The organism is Allohahella sp. A8, assembly GCF_047946665.1.
GTDB lineage: Bacteria > Pseudomonadota > Gammaproteobacteria > Pseudomonadales > Oleiphilaceae > Allohahella.
The window spans coordinates 415930-434036 of sequence record NZ_CP172312.1 but is presented as its reverse complement, the minus strand read 5'-3'; the positions used below and the strand labels follow the sequence as shown (position 1 = coordinate 434036).

Sequence of the window (18107 nt, the reverse complement as noted above, 5' to 3'; positions counted from 1 at the left end):
CCATTCGCTTACTGAGCGGCAGGACGCATGTGAGGGAACAGAATCACGTCACGTATAGACGGCACATCTGCGAACAGCATGATGAGGCGGTCTATGCCAATACCCTCACCAGCCGTAGGCGGCATGCCGTGCTCCAGCGCTCGAATATACTCATCATCATAGAACATGGCTTCGTCGTCGCCGGCTTCCTTTTCGGCAACCTGCGCCTTGAATCGCTCAGCCTGATCCTCTGGATCATTCAGCTCAGAGAATCCATTCGCCAGCTCTCTGCCGCCAACGAAGAACTCAAAGCGATCGGTGATGAAGGGGTTGTCATCATTCCGTCGCGCTAGTGGGGAGACCTCTGTTGGATACTCCGTGATGAAAGTTGGTTGGATAAGCCGATGCTCAGCCACAGCGTCGAAAATCTCCACCTGCAGTTTGCCGAGCCCCCAACCTGGCATGGTCTTCACCTTCAACCGCTCACAAACAGCTCGCGCAGATGCTTCGTCGGCGATGTCGTTCTCAGTGATATCTTCGGCGTACCGCAGAATCGCCTGAACGACTGACAAGCGCTCGAAGGGCTGGGAGAAGTCATATTCGATCGTTTCTGTCACTTCGCCATCAGCATCCCTGATCGTATTCGTGAAGACGGGGCTGCCCAGCACGGACGTTGCCACCTGTCGCAACATGTCCTCAGTCAGATCCATCAGGTCGCGGTAATCGGCGAAGGCCTGATAGAATTCGATCATGGTGAATTCCGGGTTATGCCTGGTACTGAGGCCTTCGTTGCGGAAATTCCTGTTGATCTCGAATACCCGCTCCATGCCACCCACGATAAGGCGCTTGAGGTAGAGTTCTGGCGCTATACGCAGGTACATATCGATATCGAGCGCGTTATGATGGGTCTTGAAGGGTCGAGCCGTCGCGCCGCCAGGTATCACCTGCAGCATTGGCGTCTCGACCTCAACGAAGGCCCGCTCAGTAAGATAATTGCGAATGCCGTTGACTACTTTCGAGCGAATTTCGAAGGTCCTTCTGGAATGCTCGTTGACGAGCAGATCGAGATAGCGTCTCCGATACCGGGTTTCGGTATCAGCCAGACCCTTGAACTTGTCCGGTAATGGACGCAGCGCTTTGGTAATGAGTTCGGTTTTCGCGATATCGACGAAGAGATCGCCCTTGTTGGATTTCTGCAGCTGACCGCTGGCGCCGATAATGTCGCCGAGGTCAAAGCCCTTGATCAGCTCCAGCTGCTCCGCACTCAAGCTCTTGCGGTTGATATAGAGCTGGATCTGTCCGGACACGTCCTGAATAACCAGAAAAGCCCCTCGATTCCGCATCAGGCGACCGGCCACCGTTACAGGAATCGCGAGCGATTCCAGCTCGGGCTTGTCCTTGTCGCCATATTCCGTCTGCAATTGCTTGCAGAGGTGACTCCGCCGGAAAGTATTGCTGAAGCCATTGCCGGGCCCCGACCGAGCGGCCGTCAGCTTCTGACGACGTTCAGCGATCAAGCGGTTATCGTCCTCGCCAGGCGTGGCAACCTCGCCCATTTCTTGCGAATTGCCGCGGATATCGTTCGAGCCCTGATCTGTCATAATCGGTCGGTAGCCTTGAAAAAGTGGGGTGAAGGATTATATAGAGCAGCCTGCCAAAATCAAACCACGCAGGCCGCTGCATCCGTGCCTACAGGTTGCTCTTGAGGCTGGCCTCGATGAAATCGTCGATGTCGCCGTCCAGCACAGCCTGACAGTTGGAGGTCTCCACGCCCGTTCGCAGGTCCTTGATACGCGACTGATCAAGCACATATGAACGGATCTGGCTGCCCCAGCCGATGTCCGATTTGCTATCCTCCACCTTCTGAGCCTCAGCGTTCCGCTTCTGCAGCTCAAGCTCATAAAGTTTGGCCTTGAGCTGCTTCATGGCCTGATCCTTGTTCTTGTGCTGAGAGCGGTCGTTCTGGCACTGCACCACGGTATTGGTTGGCAGGTGAGTAATTCGCACGGCCGACTCGGTCCGGTTAACGTGCTGACCGCCAGCGCCGCTGGCACGGTAGACGTCAATGCGCAGATCTGCAGGATTGATGTCGATTTCGATGTCATCATCGACTTCGGGCGACACGAACACAGAAGCAAAAGACGTGTGCCGGCGGTTGCCTGAGTCGAAGGGACTCTTTCGAACCAGACGATGCACGCCGGTTTCGGTGCGGAGCCAGCCATAGGCGAACTCGCCCTGGAAGTAAATCGTGGCGCTCTTGATACCAGCGACCTCGCCTTCCGAAGCTTCTATCAACTCAGTCTTGAAGCCTCGGCGTTCGCCCCAGCGCAGAAACATCCGTAACAGCATTTCGGCCCAGTCCTGAGCCTCCGTGCCGCCAGAACCGGCCTGGATATCGAGGAAGGCGTTGCTGTCGTCCATCTTGCCGTCGAACATGCGCCTGAACTCAAGCGCCTCGACCTCACTGCGTGACGATGCAATGTCCTTACGTACGGCCTCCAGGGTATCTTCATCATCTTCGGATGCCGCCATTTCGACGAGGTCTGCTGCATCGCTAAGACGGGTTTCGACATCCAGCACCGTATCAACGATCTGGACAAGCTCAGCCCGCTCCTTGCCAAGGGCCTGCGCTCGTGGTGCATCGTCCCACACAGAAGGCACCTCGAGTTCCCGCGTAACTTCTACCAGACGCTCCTGCTTCTGATCGAAGTCAAAGATACCCCCTGAGCGAATGAACTCGCTCCTGAAGATCCTTGATTTGAAGCAGGTCCTGATTGACTTCCAACATAGTTATCGTCTCTTTATGAATTATGGTCAGTGCGAAAACAGGTATGACACTTTGGATCAGCAGACGCGTGGTCAGCTTCAGGACTCGAGACCACAGTGATCGACGATCAACTGCAGGTCACGACGTCCGCGAAATTCATTGATGTCCAGCCGGTAGACCATTCTCAGCCGTCTCGCTGCCCCCGATGGAGCCGTAGTGGCCCAGCCAAGCCAGCATTCCGGCGCGTTGAACAGCAGCGCCTGCAGCGGCGGATAGTCGGCTGCCGCCACCTCGGCGGGCCGAACCATGAACTTCAGATGCTTCTGCGCCATGACCCGAATATCGATAACCTGGAACAGCCCGTCGAACACTGGTTCAGGAAATGCCTGCCCCCAGGGGCCAGCTGAGTCTATAGCTTCCGCGCTCGCCAGGCACAGCTCCTGCGCCGCAAGGTCGCCATCAGTATGCACGACCTGTTCGAACGCACCCTCACCCGCGGCGGTGTGAATAACCTGCTCCAGACGCGTCTTGAATCGGTCAAAATCCTGTCGACGTATCGTCAGACCGGCCGCCATGGCGTGGCCGCCGAAAGCGAGTATCAGATCAGGTTCAGCGCAGGCGATTGCTTCGAAAGCATCGCGAATATGCAGACCGGCTATCGATCTGGCAGAGCCCTTGATCAGATCGACATCCGACCCAGCCCCACTCGGACCAGCAGGCGCAAAAATGACTGTGGGCTTGTGCAGTCGATCTTTCAAACGCCCCGCCAGAATTCCTATGACACCCTGGTGCCAACTTTCGTCGTATAAACAGACAGTCACCGACCTGTCAGCATCTCCAGCATCAATTCCAGCCAGTATGTCATCTGCCTGCGAACGCATTGTCGCTTCAACCTGCTTCCGTTCAGTATTGAAGCGGTCGAGACGCCCAGCTATCTGGCTTGCTTCGAGCGGATCATCGCAGAGCAGACACTGAATACCCAGTCGCATGTCATCCATGCGGCCCACTGCATTCAGTCTTGGGGCAATCGCATAGCCCAGATCCTTCGCCGAAAGCCTGCTTGGGGTCCGCTCGGCCACCCGTATCAAGGCAGCGATACCAGCACAGCAGCGTCCATTGCGGATTCTGGACAAACCCTGTGACACCAACGTTCGATTGTTCTGATCCAGCGGCACAACATCGGCTACGGTACCCAGGGCCACAAGATCCAGAAGATTGCCCAGATTCGGCAGCTCATCAGCCCTGAAATGGCCGCGGGAATGCAATTCACGCCGCGTGGCCAGCATGACGTAGAAAATCACCGCAACGCCTGCAGTCGCTTTCGATGGGAAGCTACAGCCCGGTTGATTCGGATTCACGATCACCTTCGCAGCGGGCAGAACTGCCCCAGCAAGGTGATGATCCGTGATGATGACCTCCATACCATGCTGGGCAGCCAGCGCAACACCGTCAACGCTGGATATGCCATTATCGACCGTAATAATAAGCTGTGGTCGCAGCGGCATTGCAGCGATTTTCTCGACGATAGTCGGAGACAGCCCGTAGCCATCCGAGAACCGGTTTGGTACCAGGAAATCGACCTCCCTGCTGCCGAACAGGCGCAAGGCTCGCACAGCAACTGCCGTGCTTGTAGCGCCATCACAGTCGAAGTCGCCTACTATGAGAATGCGTTGCTGTTGCTGTACAGCATCTGCCAGATGGCTTGCAGCGGCCTGCACACCCAGGAGACTGTCAGGCGGCAGCAAGCTGTTCAGGCTATAATTCAAGACCTGATCGGCTGCAAGATTGCGCCCTCTGAAGATCCGCTCGAGCAAGCCGTCGGTCGGACCGGTTGCAGCGGCCTGCGTCGGCATGGCTCTACGTCGAAGAGTGACGGACAGCTGCAATGCCTCATCGCTCGATGACGAAGCATGGCTTTCTTTGTCCGTCGCCATCATGACTGGCCCCCGCTCAGAGTTTAAGTGCTGACACCATGGCTGACTGCACTGCCGCCAGATCATTTGGAAGAACTTCGAACCGCTCTTCCCTGTCCATGAGGTCGGCCAGGAATGGGGGCAACACGGGCTCGACGGCGGCGCCCGACTTGCGAACAGCTTCAGCAAACTTCGCCGGATGAGCCGTTCCGAGCACGACCATAGGCACAGCAGGATCGCGCCGACAGTCGACTGCGGCCTTGTAACCAATCGCTGTGTGAGGATCCAGAAGCTCGTTGCTGCGCTTCCAGCGTTCGCCAATTACACGCGTTGTATCTTCGTCGCTCACAGCCGCTGAATCGAAGAGCGCGCGCGCCTTTTGCCACGCAACATCCGCGATACTGACAGTCTCCTTGTTCATTCGCTTCATGAGATCGGCCAGTGCCTCGCCGTCACGATGATGCAGGTCGAACAGCAGTCGCTCGAAATTCGAGCTCACGACAATATCCATGCTCGGAGACAAGGTGTGCTCGAGAGGTGCTTGCTCATAACGATTGCTGGCCAGAAAGCGATGCAGAATATCGTTCCTGTTGGTGGCTACGACCAGCTGGGTGATTGGCAGCCCCATTTGCTTGGCAAGATACCCAGCAAAAATATCGCCGAAATTACCGGTCGGCACGGAGAACGCTACCGATCGTGACGGCGCACCAAGACGCAGCGCAGCGTAGAAGTAATAAACGATCTGGGCCATGATTCTCGCCCAGTTAATCGAATTAACTGCCACGAGCTGACGCCCTTTCAGGAAACCCTGATCAGCGAAGCTGGCCTTGACCATGCGCTGGCAGTCATCGAAATTGCCTTCAACTGCGATATTGAACACATTGGGCTCGAGTATCGAGGTCATCTGGCGCCTCTGCACCTCCGACACCCGCCCATGAGGATGAAGAATGAACATATCCACCCAGGCTGATCGCTTACACCCATCGATGGCTGCGGAGCCGGTGTCGCCTGAGGTCGCGCCCATAATCACCACTTTCTGCTGTCGCTTCGCCAGGAAGTAGTCGAACAGTCGACCCAGCAGCTGCAGAGCAAAATCCTTGAACGCCAGCGTTGGACCGTGAAACAGTTCGAGCAACCAGACATCACCTTCAAGCTGCTTCAGGGGTGCGATGGCATCGTGATTGAAGGCTGCATAGGTGTCGTGCACCATTTCGGTAAAGGTCTCACGATCGATACTATCGCCGATGAAGGGCAGCATGACCTCCACCGCCAGCTCCTGATAAGAAGCTGACCGGAGCGCCTGAAGCTTTTCGACACTGAATTCCGGGAGATGTGTTGGCACGTACAGGCCGCCATCTGGCGCGAGTCCAGTCAGAACGACTTCTTCAAAATTGAGCGCAGGAGCCTGCCCTCTGGTGCTGATGTATTTCACGTTGAATCCTAGTTTCTGTGATCAAGTAAGAGATCGGCAACCCGTATGCGCACCGGCTCTCCGATGATCTGATCAAGGGCGGCCATACTGGCAAGCGCCTTGTTCATGCGGCTTTCCAACACTCGATGTGTCAGCAGCACAATGGGAATGAGCCCATTCTGTTCGTCGCTTTCCTTTTGCATGATGGACTCGATATTGATCCCCTCAGAACTCAGGATCGTGGCGACGGATGCCAATACGCCCGGCTCATCTCGCGCAAAGAGGCGGATATAGAACGCCGACTCCACGTCATTGATGTCCAGACAATGCTGCTCCGTCAACTTACTCAGAAGTGTCCCGAGCATGGGCGTCGATGTACCATCGTGACGAGCCAGATCGACGAGGTCAGCGATTACGGCAGATGCCGTAGCCTCACCACCAGCGCCTGCACCGCAATAGAGCGTCTGGCCGACGGCATCGGAATGCACGACTACCGCGTTAATCACGCCATCTATGCGCGCAAGCAAGTGCCACTCAGGCACGAGGGTCGGATGCACCCTGAGCTCCACACCACGCTCATGTCGGCGTGCAATGCCGAGATGTTTGATGATGTACCCCAATTGCGCCGCATGCTGGATATCAAACGGTGTAAGCTTACTGATGCCTTCCGTATAGGTCTTTTCGAAGGCCAAAGGCATACCGAATGCTATTGAAGCCATCAATGCCAGCTTGTGAGCGGCGTCAATGCCTTCAACATCGAAGGTCGGATCGGCTTCGGCATACCCTCTAGCCTGCGCCTCCGCTAATACATCGAAGAAATCGCTACCCTCACGCTGCATTTCGGTCAGTATGAAATTGCCGGTTCCGTTGATGATGCCGGCGACAGCATCGATCCTGTTACCTGCCAGACCTTCACGGAGTGCCTTGATGATGGGTACGCCGCCTGCCACAGCGGCTTCGAATGCGATGACTACACCGTGTTCGCGAGCGAGATCGAAGAGTTCATTGCCGTGCTCTGCCAGCAGGGCCTTGTTCGCGGTTACCACGTGCTTGCCGCTACTGACCGCTCTGCGGACAAGCTCATAAGCAGTCGTAGTACCGCCGATCAACTCAACGATGACATCGACGTCCTCACGATCGGCCGAAGCCAATACATCTCCGCTGAAAATATCAGGATCCAATCCATCGGTTTCGTAATAGCGACGTGACGAGCAATTGACGATCTTGATCGGTCGGCCGGCTCGATGGGCAATGAGGTCTGCATTTCGCTGCAGCACGTTGATGACAGCCTTGCCAACCGTGCCGAGGCCGCAAATGCCGATTTTCAAGGGGTCGTCTTTGCGAAAACTACTGACGAAGGAAACCTGGCGCGGTTCGGACCCTGTGCTTGGAGGATTGCTTTGCATGCTCTGGCTGCTGCTCTTGGTGATGGTCTGGATCGATGACCTGGCAGAGCCCCCTTACCGGCAAGCGACGCGGGAGCCGGACTCCGCCAGCGGGCGCCAGAAGATACCGCTTGACCCGCGCCAAGTCAATCCAACTCACCCGCTCAGCGGCGACTGAGTCCCAGATTCTGCGCAAGCATATCAGCTGGCAGATACCCCGGAATCAGTCGGCCATCGTCAAGAACGATGGCCGGCGTTCCAGAAATACCGATCTGCCCGCCAAGCTCGAATTGAGCAGCGACACCATTGGAGCACTGTTTGGCGGGAAGAGATTTGCCAGCCTTCGCCTTATTCATGGCTTCGAGACGATCGTCTGCGCACCAGACCGACACGAGCTTGTCATAACTGGATGACCCGACACCGGCTCGAGGAAATGCGAGGTAATTAACCTGTATGCCATGTTTGAGAAGCGCAGGAACTTCCTGATGCAGCTTCCTGCAATAGCCACAATCGACGTCGGTGAAAACGTTGACCACCGCCTTCGGTTCGCCCTCTGGCTTGAATACCACCTTCTCGCTTTGTGGAATGCTCGCGATGGCTTTGGCGCGTGCAGACTCACGTCGTTCTTCAGCCAGATTCACGATGCGGCCTTCTTCAAGCTTGAAGATGTCGCCAGCGATGAAGTAGTCGCCACTGGCACTCACGTACAGTAACTGCTGATTAGCTGTTTCTATTTCGTAAACGTTCGGAATAGGACTGGGGCTGATCCTTGCAACTTCGAGGCCTGGAACAGCGTTCATGAGCCGCGTGCGGATGGCAGCTTCTTCATCCGACCCTTCATCTACCTGTTTGGGTGCGGCGCTCTCCAAGGCCTGGTTCTCAAGAGGCGCCTGCTCTTCTGCCGCAGCGGCACCCGCGTAAAGGCCCGCGAGCGCGATACCAAGATAGGCAAGGCGGAAGGTGAATCGCGCCTGGTTGACAGAAGAAGACGTAGACATTGGGTACAGCGTTGGCATCGTTCAGTTCCACTTAGAAAGATCAGGTCACTAAGCTAACGCTACAAGCCATGTAAATTCCAGCTGACAACGCACAGAACGCATTACTATTTATTCAGAACGAAGTTGGAATTACAGGCGCAGAACCAGGCGCGGCAATACCGAAAACCGCAAGGGCCGAGGCGGGCACAGGGACAGGACCAAGTGATAATGTCAGGCGAATAAGCCTGAGAAGCATGCTGGAGGGATGTGCTAGGTAGCATGCAAGGGCGAGGCGGCTGAAGCGCTCGCTCGCCCTTACGAGAAACCGGCTTACTTGCCGAGCTTTTCCTTGATTCGTGCAGCCTTACCACTGAGATCACGGATATAATAAAGCTTGGCTTTACGTACGTCACCGCGACGCTTGAGGGTGATGCTGTCAACGACTGAACTGAAGGTCTGGAAAGTCCGCTCGACGCCCACGCCGTAGCTGACCTTACGCACTGTAAACGCACTATTCATACCACGGTTACGCTTGCCAATGACAACGCCTTCGAAAGCCTGAAGACGCTCACGAGCACCTTCCTTGACCTTGACGCTGACCACAACCGTATCACCGGTACTGAAAACAGGCACTTCTTTCGACATCTGTTCCGATTCGATCTGGCTGATAATCGGGTTACGTGTGGTCATCTTTCCGTCTCCTTTCGCGCCTGTGCTCTCAACAGCAGAGGCTGATACTGAAATTATAAGGTCTGAACCTAAAGTTTATCAATCAAGCAAATCTGGTCTCAGCCGCCGAGTAAGCTCGAGCGACTTCGCTTTCCGCCAGGCTAGAATTCGAGCATGATCACCGCTCAACAGCACTTCCGGAACCTGTACACCTTCAAAAACCTCAGGGCGCGTATACTGCGGCCCCTCTAACAAGCCATTGACAAACGAGTCGTCAACAGCAGAATTCTGATGCCCCAGCGCTCCGGGCAATAGTCTCGTGATCGCATCGATAGCCGCCAGTGCGGCGTATTCACCACCACTGACTACGAAATCGCCCATCGACCACTCTTCATCGACCGCGAGATCGATAAAACGCTGATCGACCCCTTCATAGCGCCCGCAAACCATCACCAGAGAGCCAGCTGTAGCATTCTCGGCGATAAGGTGATGCGTCATGCGCCGACCGCGTGGCGAAAAGTATACAGTTTTCGGCCTTCGACCTCCTACTGTAAACTCTTCCCTCTCCTGCAGCTGTCTTGTAGCCTGCAGCAAGGGATCGGCCAGCATCAGCATGCCTTGGCCGCCACCGTAGGGGCGATCATCGACCGTCCTATGACGATCCGAGGTGAAGTCCCTCGGGGAAACCGTTTCCAGGAAAGCGAGCCCCTCTCTAAAGGCCCTGCCACTGACACCGAAATCGGTTACCGCAGCAAACATTTCCGGAAACAGCGTTACCACACCGAATCGCACTAGTAGTCCGAACCCCACTCAACTTTGATGAGCGCCTGGTCCAGATCGACATTCATCACCACCGAATCGAATAACAGCGGGATCAATCGTTCACCGCCATCAGCATAGGGCACTGCATTTTTGTCTACAGTCAGCACCAACACATCGTTGGCGCCGGTTTCGATCAATTTCTTCACACGCCCGAGATCTTCCCCAGCGCGATTACGAACTCTGAGTCCTACCAGCTGATGCCAATAGAAACCTTCCTCTCCAAGAGGCGGCAAGTTCTCGCGGTCCACGAAAATGCTGGATCCGGCGTAAACAGTTGCCTCTTCCTTGCTCTGACACCCTGGCAGACGAATTAACCATGAACCGCCGTGCTGGCGCGTTTCCACTTTGGGCACGCTCACGAGCTCATCAGAAGCAAGTGCATCCCGGAGCTGCAGCATCCAGGGACGATAGTCAAAAATCGCATCAGGATCGTCCGTGAACGACTGAAGCTTCATCCAGCCCTGAACCCCGTAGGACGCGCCAAGGCGACCCACCAGGAGTCGCTGAGGCACTTCGAGCTTATTCAAGGGCACAGCAGCTGCGGGCGCTGGATCAGGCAGCCTGTTCAGCAGCTGGCAAAGTCTTGACGATCGAAGCAACTCGCTCTGACATCTGCGCGCCAACATTACGCCAGTAGGTCAGGCGCTCAGTGTCCACACGTACTGACTCTTCCTGACCGCGTGCAGTCGGATTGAAGAACCCGATACGCTCGATGAAGCGGCCATCTCTGGCGTTCCGGCTATCTGTAACGTGAATGTGATAGAACGGACGCTTCTTCGATCCGCCGCGCGAAAGTCGGATAGTTACCATGAATGCTTTCTCTCTGTTATGTACTCGATGTCTGGTCAAAGGCAGCTGGAATGGCAGTCAGCCAGACATACTCAAGCAGCCTCTTTTGAGGGCGCGCATTGTACCTCATACTTGGCGAGGTTGGAAGCGCACCGATGTTCAGAATTTTCCAAAGGGGGGCATCCCACCGCCACCGCCGGGCGGCATCATGCCCCCCATACCGCGCATCATATTCATCATGCCGCCCTTTTTACTGAAGCGTTTCATCATTTTCTGCATCTGTTTGTGCTGCTTCAGAAGCTTGTTGACGTCTTGCAGGGGTTGTCCGCAGCCCTCGGCAATGCGCTTTTTTCTCGAGGGATTGATGATATCCGGATACTGACGCTCCTTCGGCGTCATGGAACAAATGATTGCCTCCATGCGACCGAGTGACTTGTCGTTCACCTGCTGCTGAGCTGCCTGCGAGAGCTGGCCCATCCCAGGCAGCTTGTCGAGCATGCCAGCCATACCGCCCATTCGCTTCATCTGCTGCAGCTGATCGCGGAAGTCTTCGAGATTGAAGCCCTTGCCTTTGGAGACCTTGGAGGCAAACTTTTCGGCCTTGCCTCGATCAAGCTTACGCTCGGCATCCTCGATGAGCGACATCACGTCGCCCATGCCAAGGATCCTTGAAGCTATCCGGTCGGGATGGAAGCGCTCCAGCGCATCGGTTTTCTCGCCAACACCTATGAACTTGATCGGCTTGCCAGTTATATGCCGCACCGAAAGGGCTGCACCACCGCGAGCATCACCGTCGGCCTTGGACAGTATGACCCCAGTCAGGGGCAAGGCTTCGTTGAAGGCCTGCGCAGTGTTCGCAGCATCCTGACCCGTCATGGCATCGACCACGAACAGCGTCTCGATTGGATTGAGCGCCGCGTGCATGGCTTTGATTTCATCCATCATCGCTTCGTCGATGGCCAAGCGTCCGGCAGTGTCGACAATAAGGACATCCTTCACCCGACGCCTGGCCTCGGCCATCGCAGCTTTTGCAATGTCGACCGGCGACTGCGTCAGGTCGCTCTGAAAGAACTCAGCCTTGACGTCCTTCGCCAGGGTTTCGAGCTGTTTGATAGCTGCAGGACGATAGACGTCGGCACTGACCAGCATGACCGACTTCTTTTTCTCCTGCTTAAGATAGCGAGCAAGCTTCGCGGCAGAAGTCGTCTTGCCAGCACCCTGAAGGCCGGCCATGAGAATAATCGCCGGCGGCTGCGTTGCCAGATTGATATCCTGATTGCCACCACCCATGACGGCTATCAGCTCCTGCTGCACCAGCTTGACAAAAGCCTGGCCGGGAGAGAGCGCACGGGAGACCTCGGCCCCAACCGCGCCCTGCTTCACCTGCTCGACGAAGGCCTTGACGACTGGAAGGGCAACGTCGGCCTCGAGCAGCGCCATCCTTACTTCACGGAGCGTATCCTTGATGTTGTCTTCGGTCAGTTTCGCCTGACCGGTCACTTTCCGGAGGCTCGAGGATAATCGTTCGGTCAGGTTTTCAAACATGTACTGGTTCCAGACTGAGTGAGCGAGGCTGTGCCAAAAGGGCTTGGATTATAACGAAGGCTCACGCATACTTCACGCTTGATCGCATAAAGATCAGTGGCTGGTCCTCTGCAGGGCGGGTCATCGCTCAAGTATTGCGCCGACTGTTTCAGAATTCCGAATAGAGTCCCGAATTAGTGCCGACAACCACTCTTTATAGCTGGCTACCGGCCTTTGGTGCCATATCTACTACATTCTATGCACTCGGCCTCGCTATGCAGCTGGCAGTGCTGTCAGGAAAAATTTCCCAGAATCGCTTTGCTTCCGGTCTGATCGGTCTGGGAGCCACTATCCTTCATGGCGCATGTATCTGGGTGGCACTGAGCTATAGCCCCACTGAACGTACCATAGCCCTTGTCGACTCGATTTCGGCAATTGCCTTCGTATCGTCATTACTCGTTGTGGTCATCGCACTGGTCAGGCCGGTTCACAATCTCAAGATATTGATCTATCCGGTGAGTGCAGTAACAGTAATCGTACTGCTCTTCCCGACAGACTCTGCCACGCCAGGCGTTCACCTTGGCACCGCTGTGACCTGGCATGTCGGTTTTGCAGTAGTCGGCTATGCACTGATGACCGTGGCGGCACTGCAGGGCTCGCTGGTCTATGTTCAGCACGCTCAGCTCAAGACCAAGACCAATAATCGGCTGATCAGAGCGTTACCGCCTCTGTTGCTGATGGAACGTTTATTGATCCAGATGGTGGTAGGTGCAGCCATATTTCTCACACTTGCGATCATAACCGGCTTCATATTCGCTGATAATTTCTTTGCCCAGAAGCTGATACACAAGTCCGTATTCACGCTCGCCGCCTGGGCAGTCTGCATAACCCTGCTGCTGGGAAGATTTTTCTGGGGCTGGCGTGCCAAGACAGCAGCCTTGTATACAGTCACAGCCCTTGGCTTGCTGATGCTGGGCTTTCTAGGCACCAAGCTGGTACTGCAATATATGCTCGCGTAGTATTGATCCGGTGACAAGAACACAGCCCGCCCACTCACGGATTACTGAGCGGGAACCATCCATGCTTTCTGGAAGCCACTGAATTGAACGACATGTCCGTCCAGTCGCTATTCATCCTTCTGTTTATTCTCATCCTTTTTTCGGCGTTCTTCTCGAGCTCCGAAACCGGCATGATGACACTGAACCGCTATCGCCTCCGCCATCTGGCACAGCAGAACCACAAGGCCGCGCAGCGCGCACAGCGACTGCTCGAGCGCCCCGATCGCCTGATCGGCATTATTCTGATCGGCAATAATTTTGTAAACATCCTGGCCTCCTCAGTGGCTACGATCATAGCTATCAGAATCTGGGGAGACGCCGGCATTGCAATCGCCACTGGCCTGCTCACACTGGTCATTCTGATTTTTGCCGAAGTCACGCCGAAAACCATAGCGGCGCTCTATCCTGAGCGCATCGCCTTCCCTGCGACGCTGATCCTGCGCCCCTTACTGGTACTCATGTATCCGTTGGTGTGGGCCGTCAACCTGCTGTCGAACGGCTTGATCAAATTGCTTCGCATAGACGCCAGCGCCATAGGCAGCGATCATCTCTCGAGAGAAGAGCTGAGAACCCTGGTGCATGAGGCGGGCACACGAATTCCCAAGCAGCACCGACAAATGCTTCTCAGCATACTGGACCTGGAAAAGGTCAGCGTTGAAGACATCATGGTGCCCCGGAGCGAGATCAACGGCATTGACCTCGAAGACGATCTCGATGAAATCGTCGAGCAGCTCAAGACCTCTCAACATACCCGCCTGCCGGTCTATAAGGGTGATATCAACAATATACTCGGCATTCTCCACCTCAGAAATCTTGGGCGTTTTCTGACTCACGAGTTCTCCAACAAGGCGATGCTCCTGCAGCACAGCAGGGACGCGTACTTCATTCCCCATAAGACCTCGCTCAACACCCAGCTTTTGAACTTTCAGAAAGAACAGCGTCGGATCGGCATCGTTGTCGATGAGTATGGCGATGTGCTTGGGCTCGCAACACTTGAGGACATACTTGAGGAGATCGTGGGGGAATTCACCACGGACATTGCCAATACAAGCCCTGAAATCAGCCTCTTTGATGACGAGCGGGTACTTCTTGACGCCTCGGCGACGGTTCGCAAGATCAACAAATTGCTGGGCTGGAAGCTGCCTACCAACGGCCCCAAGACGCTCAACGGACTTATTCTGGAGGCGCTGGAAAACATTCCGGACAACCCTGTGTGTCTGGTGTTACACGGTTACCGGCTCGAGATAAAGCAAATAAAAGATAACGCAATCAAATCAGTGCTTGCACTTCGCAACCAATAAGCGCTTGCGCTCGATCAGTAATGCCAGGAACATCTAAATATCATTCGTTTAGATCATTAAAGTATAAAGCCGACGTTGACTCGCTCCCGGCATTTCTTTAGAACGATGGTAAGGGCAAAGTCTGCCTCGAAACGGCACTTTGGGCGCTGACCTAGCAGCTCAAATAGTCCGACTAACAATAAAGGAGTTGAACTCTATGATCCTGGAACACACGCTCGGCTTATTCACCCATCCCGACAAGGAGTGGGCGTTGATACGGGCGAAGACCGAGACCCCCGGTCGACTGTACTTTCAGCACACACTTCTGCTGGCGCTCATTCCAGCGGTTGCCGCCTACATTGGCGTAACCCAGACCGGCTGGACCATCGGTAGCGCCAGTGCTGTTCGTCTTACCACAGCCAGTGGACTCAGCCTGTGCGTGCTGTTCTACTTCGCGATGCTGTCGGGGGTTTATATTCTGGGACGCTTCATAGATTTCATGGCGGTGACGTACGGGGTAGATCAAGAGGCTCACCGAGGTGTGGAACTGGCGGCCTATGCCGCAACACCAATGTTCCTGGCGGGTGCTGTGGCGGTATATCCGAATGTCTGGATTGTCATGACAGTCGGCCTTCTCGCAGTCGCCTACTCGGTTTACCTGCTGTATGAAGGATTGCCAATTCTCATGAAAATCCCACCCGAGCGGGGCTTCATGTTCGCCAGCAGCATTCTGACTGTGGGCCTTGTCATGCTGGTCGCACTCATCGCTGCCAGTGTGGTCATCTGGGGGCTTGGTGTTGGTCCCGAATATACTTCCCGAGGCTGATCAACCTTAGCTCTTTCGCCCATGGTTCGTGACAAAGCCGGACCATGGGCTAAGCCCTGCCCTCTCCCGCCAAGCCAATGCCTTACAAATCCCCACCATAGTTGTGTTGATCGCAATATAATCAGCCGAGACTGGCTATTTCAGGAAACTGTAGTACAATCTGTATCACAAAAATATAAATCTACTTATAACTAAATCTAGAGTCGCCGCCACGACCAATACCCTTGTTCATCCGCCATCAGGCCGATGACCGCATGACTGCGGACAACCATAACAGGGGATCTATGTCACTTTTTCTAACTGTTCTCTCTCCAGAATCGCATTGCGACTCATTACGGCAGGCTGATGGCGGTGTCAGAATATGATTACCGGTCCCGACATGTCTCCCTCAGAAACCCCGGCTCAGGCGCTCTTTCGTGATCAATACACGGGCGTACATGCCAGCCTGCTCGACCTCGCTCGTGACAGGTTCTCTGCCCTGCTTGCTCGAATGTTTGATGGCACGGACGACTCGTTTTTCGAGCTAGCCAATCATGCCCATACCAATAACGAACAGAACCGTTTTTTCGAAGCCATGCGGGAAATTCGGATCAGGCGCCGTGTAATCGAGGCCGACTTCCTTGCAGATCTCGAAGCCGAGTTCAATGCACCTGGGCATCAGCAGCAAGACATCCGTGCCGCGGCCGAGGAAGTCGATATGGACTCACTCAGTCTGGTGCAGAACGATGCCCTGGAGGAATCGGTCGCAATTACCTCGATGGTAACCAAGGCACGCGCTAATTTTGCGGGCGAGTTACTCAGCTTTCAGGCACGCGTCAGCAGTCTCTATGTCCATGCGAGCTCCCAAAACCCGGTTAACCCGCTAGATCCGGATTTTGTGGCTCGCACCTTCCTTGAAGTCTGCCATCGCAGCGACCTTGCCATGGAGATTCGAGAGCGACTGATTCTACTGAAACAGTTCGACCGGGAAGTTCTCTCTCACCTGGGCGGCGTGCTCGAAGATGGCAATCGTCTACTTGTCGCCTCCGGCATCCTTCCGAACCTGAAACTCGGCATTCAGAAGTCACCGGGGTCTGCGTCGGACTCTTCACTACAGGCGACCAAGACGAGTGCGACCGCGCGAAATATCGATACGCCTACAGATACCTCCTCAGATAGTGCAATAACTAGTGCAGACAGGGTGGCAGCCCAGCAGCAGGGCGAAGCGCTGTTCTCGCAGTTGCAGTCGCTTATGGCGAGCATACGCAGCAAGAAGGGACCGGTCGCCGAAACTGGAGGCCGCACCGCGCCGCCTGACAATGTACATTATATCGCTGACCGTCAGCTGTACGGCGCGCTAGCCAATATACAGGAGCAGATCAGCGAGCAGGCGCTCGATGATACCGAGGTGTTGGCTGTGGATATGCGTGCGTCGCTGGATCGTTTCCTGGCTAAGCATCACACTGATGGGCCGCCACCTGCGCTTTCACAGGCTGATGAAGATCTTATCAACCTGGTGTCCATGCTATTTGAATTCATACTTCAGGACTACAACCTCTCAGCGCCTGTGCAGGTCCTGATCAGTCGTCTCCAGATCCCGATCCTGAAGGTCGCCATAAAAGACAAGGCGTTCTTCAGCAAACCGTCTCACCCGGCCAGGAAGCTTCTGAACTCGGTAGCAAAGGCAGGTATTGGCTGGAGCGACTTCAGCGAGCGCCGACGTGACAAGCTCTACGGCGAGATCCATTCAATCGTCGAACGCATACTCAATGACTATGACGGCGACCTCTCGCTCTTTCAGTCACTGAACGACGAATTTGACACGTTCCTGGCGCGGGAAGACCGAAAGGCCTCACTGGTTGAACAGCGCACGCGTGAGTCGGAAGTGGGTCGAGTCAGGGCGCAGCGCGCCCACCGCGTTGTAGAACGCTTGCTTCAGGCCAAGATGGAGGGCGGCGATCTGCCTGACTCGGCCATTCGCCTGCTGCGCAATGGCTGGAGCCAGGTCATGTTCCTGGCCTTCCTCAAAGAGGAATCGGAGCATCGTTTCAACCAGACGGTACGCGTGGTTGATGAGTTGACCTGGTGTCTGCAGTCGAGGATAAATCGAGCCGGCCGTGAACGTTGGGTGAAGATAGTTCCGCAGCTACTGAAGAATCTGAAATCGGGCCTGCAGGATGTGTCCTACGATCCGGCAGAAACCGAGCAATTGATCATCGAGCTGAAGCGGGATCTGACAGCTCACTTCAAGCTGGCCTCCGCTTCGACACAACCCGGCGACCAGGACGACGTTGTCGGTGCGCCGAGGTCATCGGTGTTGACGGCCGATATCGAAGCGGCAAAAAATGCCATAGAACGGCAGACCGAGATTGAAGATGCTGCACTTATCGAGTATCTCAATCGGGTAGATCAGCTCCGCCCGGGCGCCTGGGTGGAGTATTCGCTCGTGAATGGCAGCCAGTTCCGATGCAAGCTTTCGACCACGATCGAGGAAACCGGCACCATGATCTTTGTCAATCGTCTGGGCCTGAAGGTCGTCGAGAAAAGTCGCGCTGAAGTTGCTCACGAGTTGCGACGCGGCCGTGTAAAATTTCTTCAGGATGGCATGCTGGTAGACAGGGCGATGGACGCTGTCATGAGCAACCTGAGAAAGATTTCCGGTAAAGCTGCCTAGCAGTCAAAAGCTGAGTCCTCACTACGGTTCATTGGTGTTGTTGAACGATCGTTT

Annotated in this window: 15 protein-coding genes; 4 read left to right on the top strand and 11 right to left on the bottom strand. The window is 55.3% G+C overall.

Annotated features, from left to right (window positions below):
* Positions 1–8: 8 nt before the first annotated feature.
* The 11 genes from lysS to ffh form a co-directional block, all read right to left on the bottom strand.
* The gene (gene lysS / locus ACH3PB_RS02030; protein ID WP_416399508.1) at positions 9–1535 is read right to left on the bottom strand and encodes a lysine--tRNA ligase; all 1527 of its coding nucleotides are present in this window, start codon (positions 1533–1535) and stop codon (positions 9–11) included.
* A 133-nt stretch (positions 1536–1668) separates the two neighbouring features.
* Positions 1669–2767 (bottom strand): peptide chain release factor 2 gene (prfB, locus tag ACH3PB_RS02025; protein WP_416397807.1). Its coding sequence is split into 2 segments (ribosomal slippage): positions 1669–2691 and positions 2693–2767, totalling 1098 coding nucleotides; the frame shifts between segments, so codons are not numbered across the junction.
* A gap of 77 nt (positions 2768–2844) precedes the next feature.
* Positions 2845–4683, bottom strand: coding sequence for a single-stranded-DNA-specific exonuclease RecJ (gene recJ / locus ACH3PB_RS02020; RefSeq protein ID WP_416397806.1), 1839 nt, complete (start codon positions 4681–4683; stop codon positions 2845–2847).
* Between the two features lie 13 nt (positions 4684–4696).
* Entirely contained in the window at positions 4697–6091 is a 1395-nt protein-coding gene (thrC, locus tag ACH3PB_RS02015; protein ID WP_416397805.1) for a threonine synthase, read from the bottom strand.
* A gap of 8 nt (positions 6092–6099) precedes the next feature.
* The gene (locus ACH3PB_RS02010; protein WP_416397804.1) at positions 6100–7476 is read right to left on the bottom strand and encodes a homoserine dehydrogenase; all 1377 of its coding nucleotides are present in this window, start codon (positions 7474–7476) and stop codon (positions 6100–6102) included.
* 143 nt (positions 7477–7619) lie between these two features.
* Positions 7620–8471 carry a DsbC family protein gene (locus ACH3PB_RS02005; RefSeq protein WP_416397803.1) on the bottom strand — a complete coding sequence of 284 codons (852 nt, stop codon included), beginning with the start codon at positions 8469–8471 and terminating at the stop codon, positions 7620–7622.
* A 291-nt stretch (positions 8472–8762) separates the two neighbouring features.
* Positions 8763–9122 (bottom strand): 50S ribosomal protein L19, encoded by a 360-nt coding sequence (gene rplS / locus ACH3PB_RS02000; protein ID WP_344809106.1) that lies wholly within the window; start codon positions 9120–9122, stop codon positions 8763–8765.
* Between the two features lie 78 nt (positions 9123–9200).
* On the bottom strand, positions 9201–9893 hold the full coding sequence (gene trmD / locus ACH3PB_RS01995; RefSeq protein ID WP_416397802.1) for a tRNA (guanosine(37)-N1)-methyltransferase TrmD: 693 nt from the start codon (positions 9891–9893) through the stop codon (positions 9201–9203).
* Positions 9893–10450, bottom strand: a complete 558-nt coding sequence (rimM, locus tag ACH3PB_RS01990) for a ribosome maturation factor RimM (protein ID WP_416397801.1) — start codon at positions 10448–10450, stop codon at positions 9893–9895. Before rimM ends, trmD begins: the two co-directional genes overlap by 1 nt.
* A gap of 25 nt (positions 10451–10475) precedes the next feature.
* Positions 10476–10733: a 30S ribosomal protein S16 gene (gene rpsP, locus ACH3PB_RS01985; protein WP_416397800.1), complete on the bottom strand. Its 258-nt coding sequence runs from the start codon at positions 10731–10733 to the stop codon at positions 10476–10478.
* 138 nt (positions 10734–10871) lie between these two features.
* Positions 10872–12257, bottom strand: a complete 1386-nt coding sequence (gene ffh, locus ACH3PB_RS01980) for a signal recognition particle protein (RefSeq protein WP_416397799.1) — start codon at positions 12255–12257, stop codon at positions 10872–10874.
* 176 nt (positions 12258–12433) lie between these two features.
* On the opposite strand from ffh, the gene ACH3PB_RS01975 reads away from it, so the two are divergent.
* The 4 genes from ACH3PB_RS01975 to ACH3PB_RS01960 all read left to right on the top strand — a co-directional run bounded on the left by ACH3PB_RS01975 (position 12434) and on the right by ACH3PB_RS01960 (position 18053).
* Complete coding sequence (locus ACH3PB_RS01975) at positions 12434–13255, top strand: cytochrome C assembly family protein (RefSeq protein ID WP_416397798.1); 822 nt, start codon at positions 12434–12436, stop codon at positions 13253–13255.
* A 92-nt stretch (positions 13256–13347) separates the two neighbouring features.
* Positions 13348–14595 (top strand): HlyC/CorC family transporter, encoded by a 1248-nt coding sequence (locus tag ACH3PB_RS01970; RefSeq protein ID WP_416399507.1) that lies wholly within the window; start codon positions 13348–13350, stop codon positions 14593–14595.
* Between the two features lie 196 nt (positions 14596–14791).
* Positions 14792–15400 carry a Yip1 family protein gene (locus ACH3PB_RS01965; RefSeq protein WP_416397797.1) on the top strand — a complete coding sequence of 203 codons (609 nt, stop codon included), beginning with the start codon at positions 14792–14794 and terminating at the stop codon, positions 15398–15400.
* Positions 15401–15779: 379 nt separating this feature from the next.
* Positions 15780–18053, top strand: a complete 2274-nt coding sequence (locus tag ACH3PB_RS01960) for a DUF1631 domain-containing protein (RefSeq protein ID WP_416397796.1) — start codon at positions 15780–15782, stop codon at positions 18051–18053.
* Positions 18054–18107: the final 54 nt, after the last annotated feature.

Bases quoted from the DNA above. Each gene is read 5' to 3' on its own strand.
- lysS (WP_416399508.1), bottom strand. From the start codon at position 1,535: ATGGGCGAGGTTGCCACGCCTGGCGAGGACGATAACCGCTTGATCGCT.
- recJ (WP_416397806.1), bottom strand. From the start codon at position 4,683: ATGATGGCGACGGACAAAGAAAGCCATGCTTCGTCATCGAGCGATGAG.
- ACH3PB_RS02010 (WP_416397804.1), bottom strand. From the start codon at position 7,476: ATGCAAAGCAATCCTCCAAGCACAGGGTCCGAACCGCGCCAGGTTTCC.
- ACH3PB_RS02005 (WP_416397803.1), bottom strand. From the start codon at position 8,471: ATGCCAACGCTGTACCCAATGTCTACGTCTTCTTCTGTCAACCAGGCG.
- rplS (WP_344809106.1), bottom strand. From the start codon at position 9,122: ATGACCACACGTAACCCGATTATCAGCCAGATCGAATCGGAACAGATG.
- rpsP (WP_416397800.1), bottom strand. From the start codon at position 10,733: ATGGTAACTATCCGACTTTCGCGCGGCGGATCGAAGAAGCGTCCGTTC.
- ffh (WP_416397799.1), bottom strand. From the start codon at position 12,257: ATGTTTGAAAACCTGACCGAACGATTATCCTCGAGCCTCCGGAAAGTG.
- ACH3PB_RS01970 (WP_416399507.1), top strand. From the start codon at position 13,348: ATGTCCGTCCAGTCGCTATTCATCCTTCTGTTTATTCTCATCCTTTTT.
- ACH3PB_RS01965 (WP_416397797.1), top strand. From the start codon at position 14,792: ATGATCCTGGAACACACGCTCGGCTTATTCACCCATCCCGACAAGGAG.
- ACH3PB_RS01960 (WP_416397796.1), top strand. From the start codon at position 15,780: ATGTCTCCCTCAGAAACCCCGGCTCAGGCGCTCTTTCGTGATCAATAC.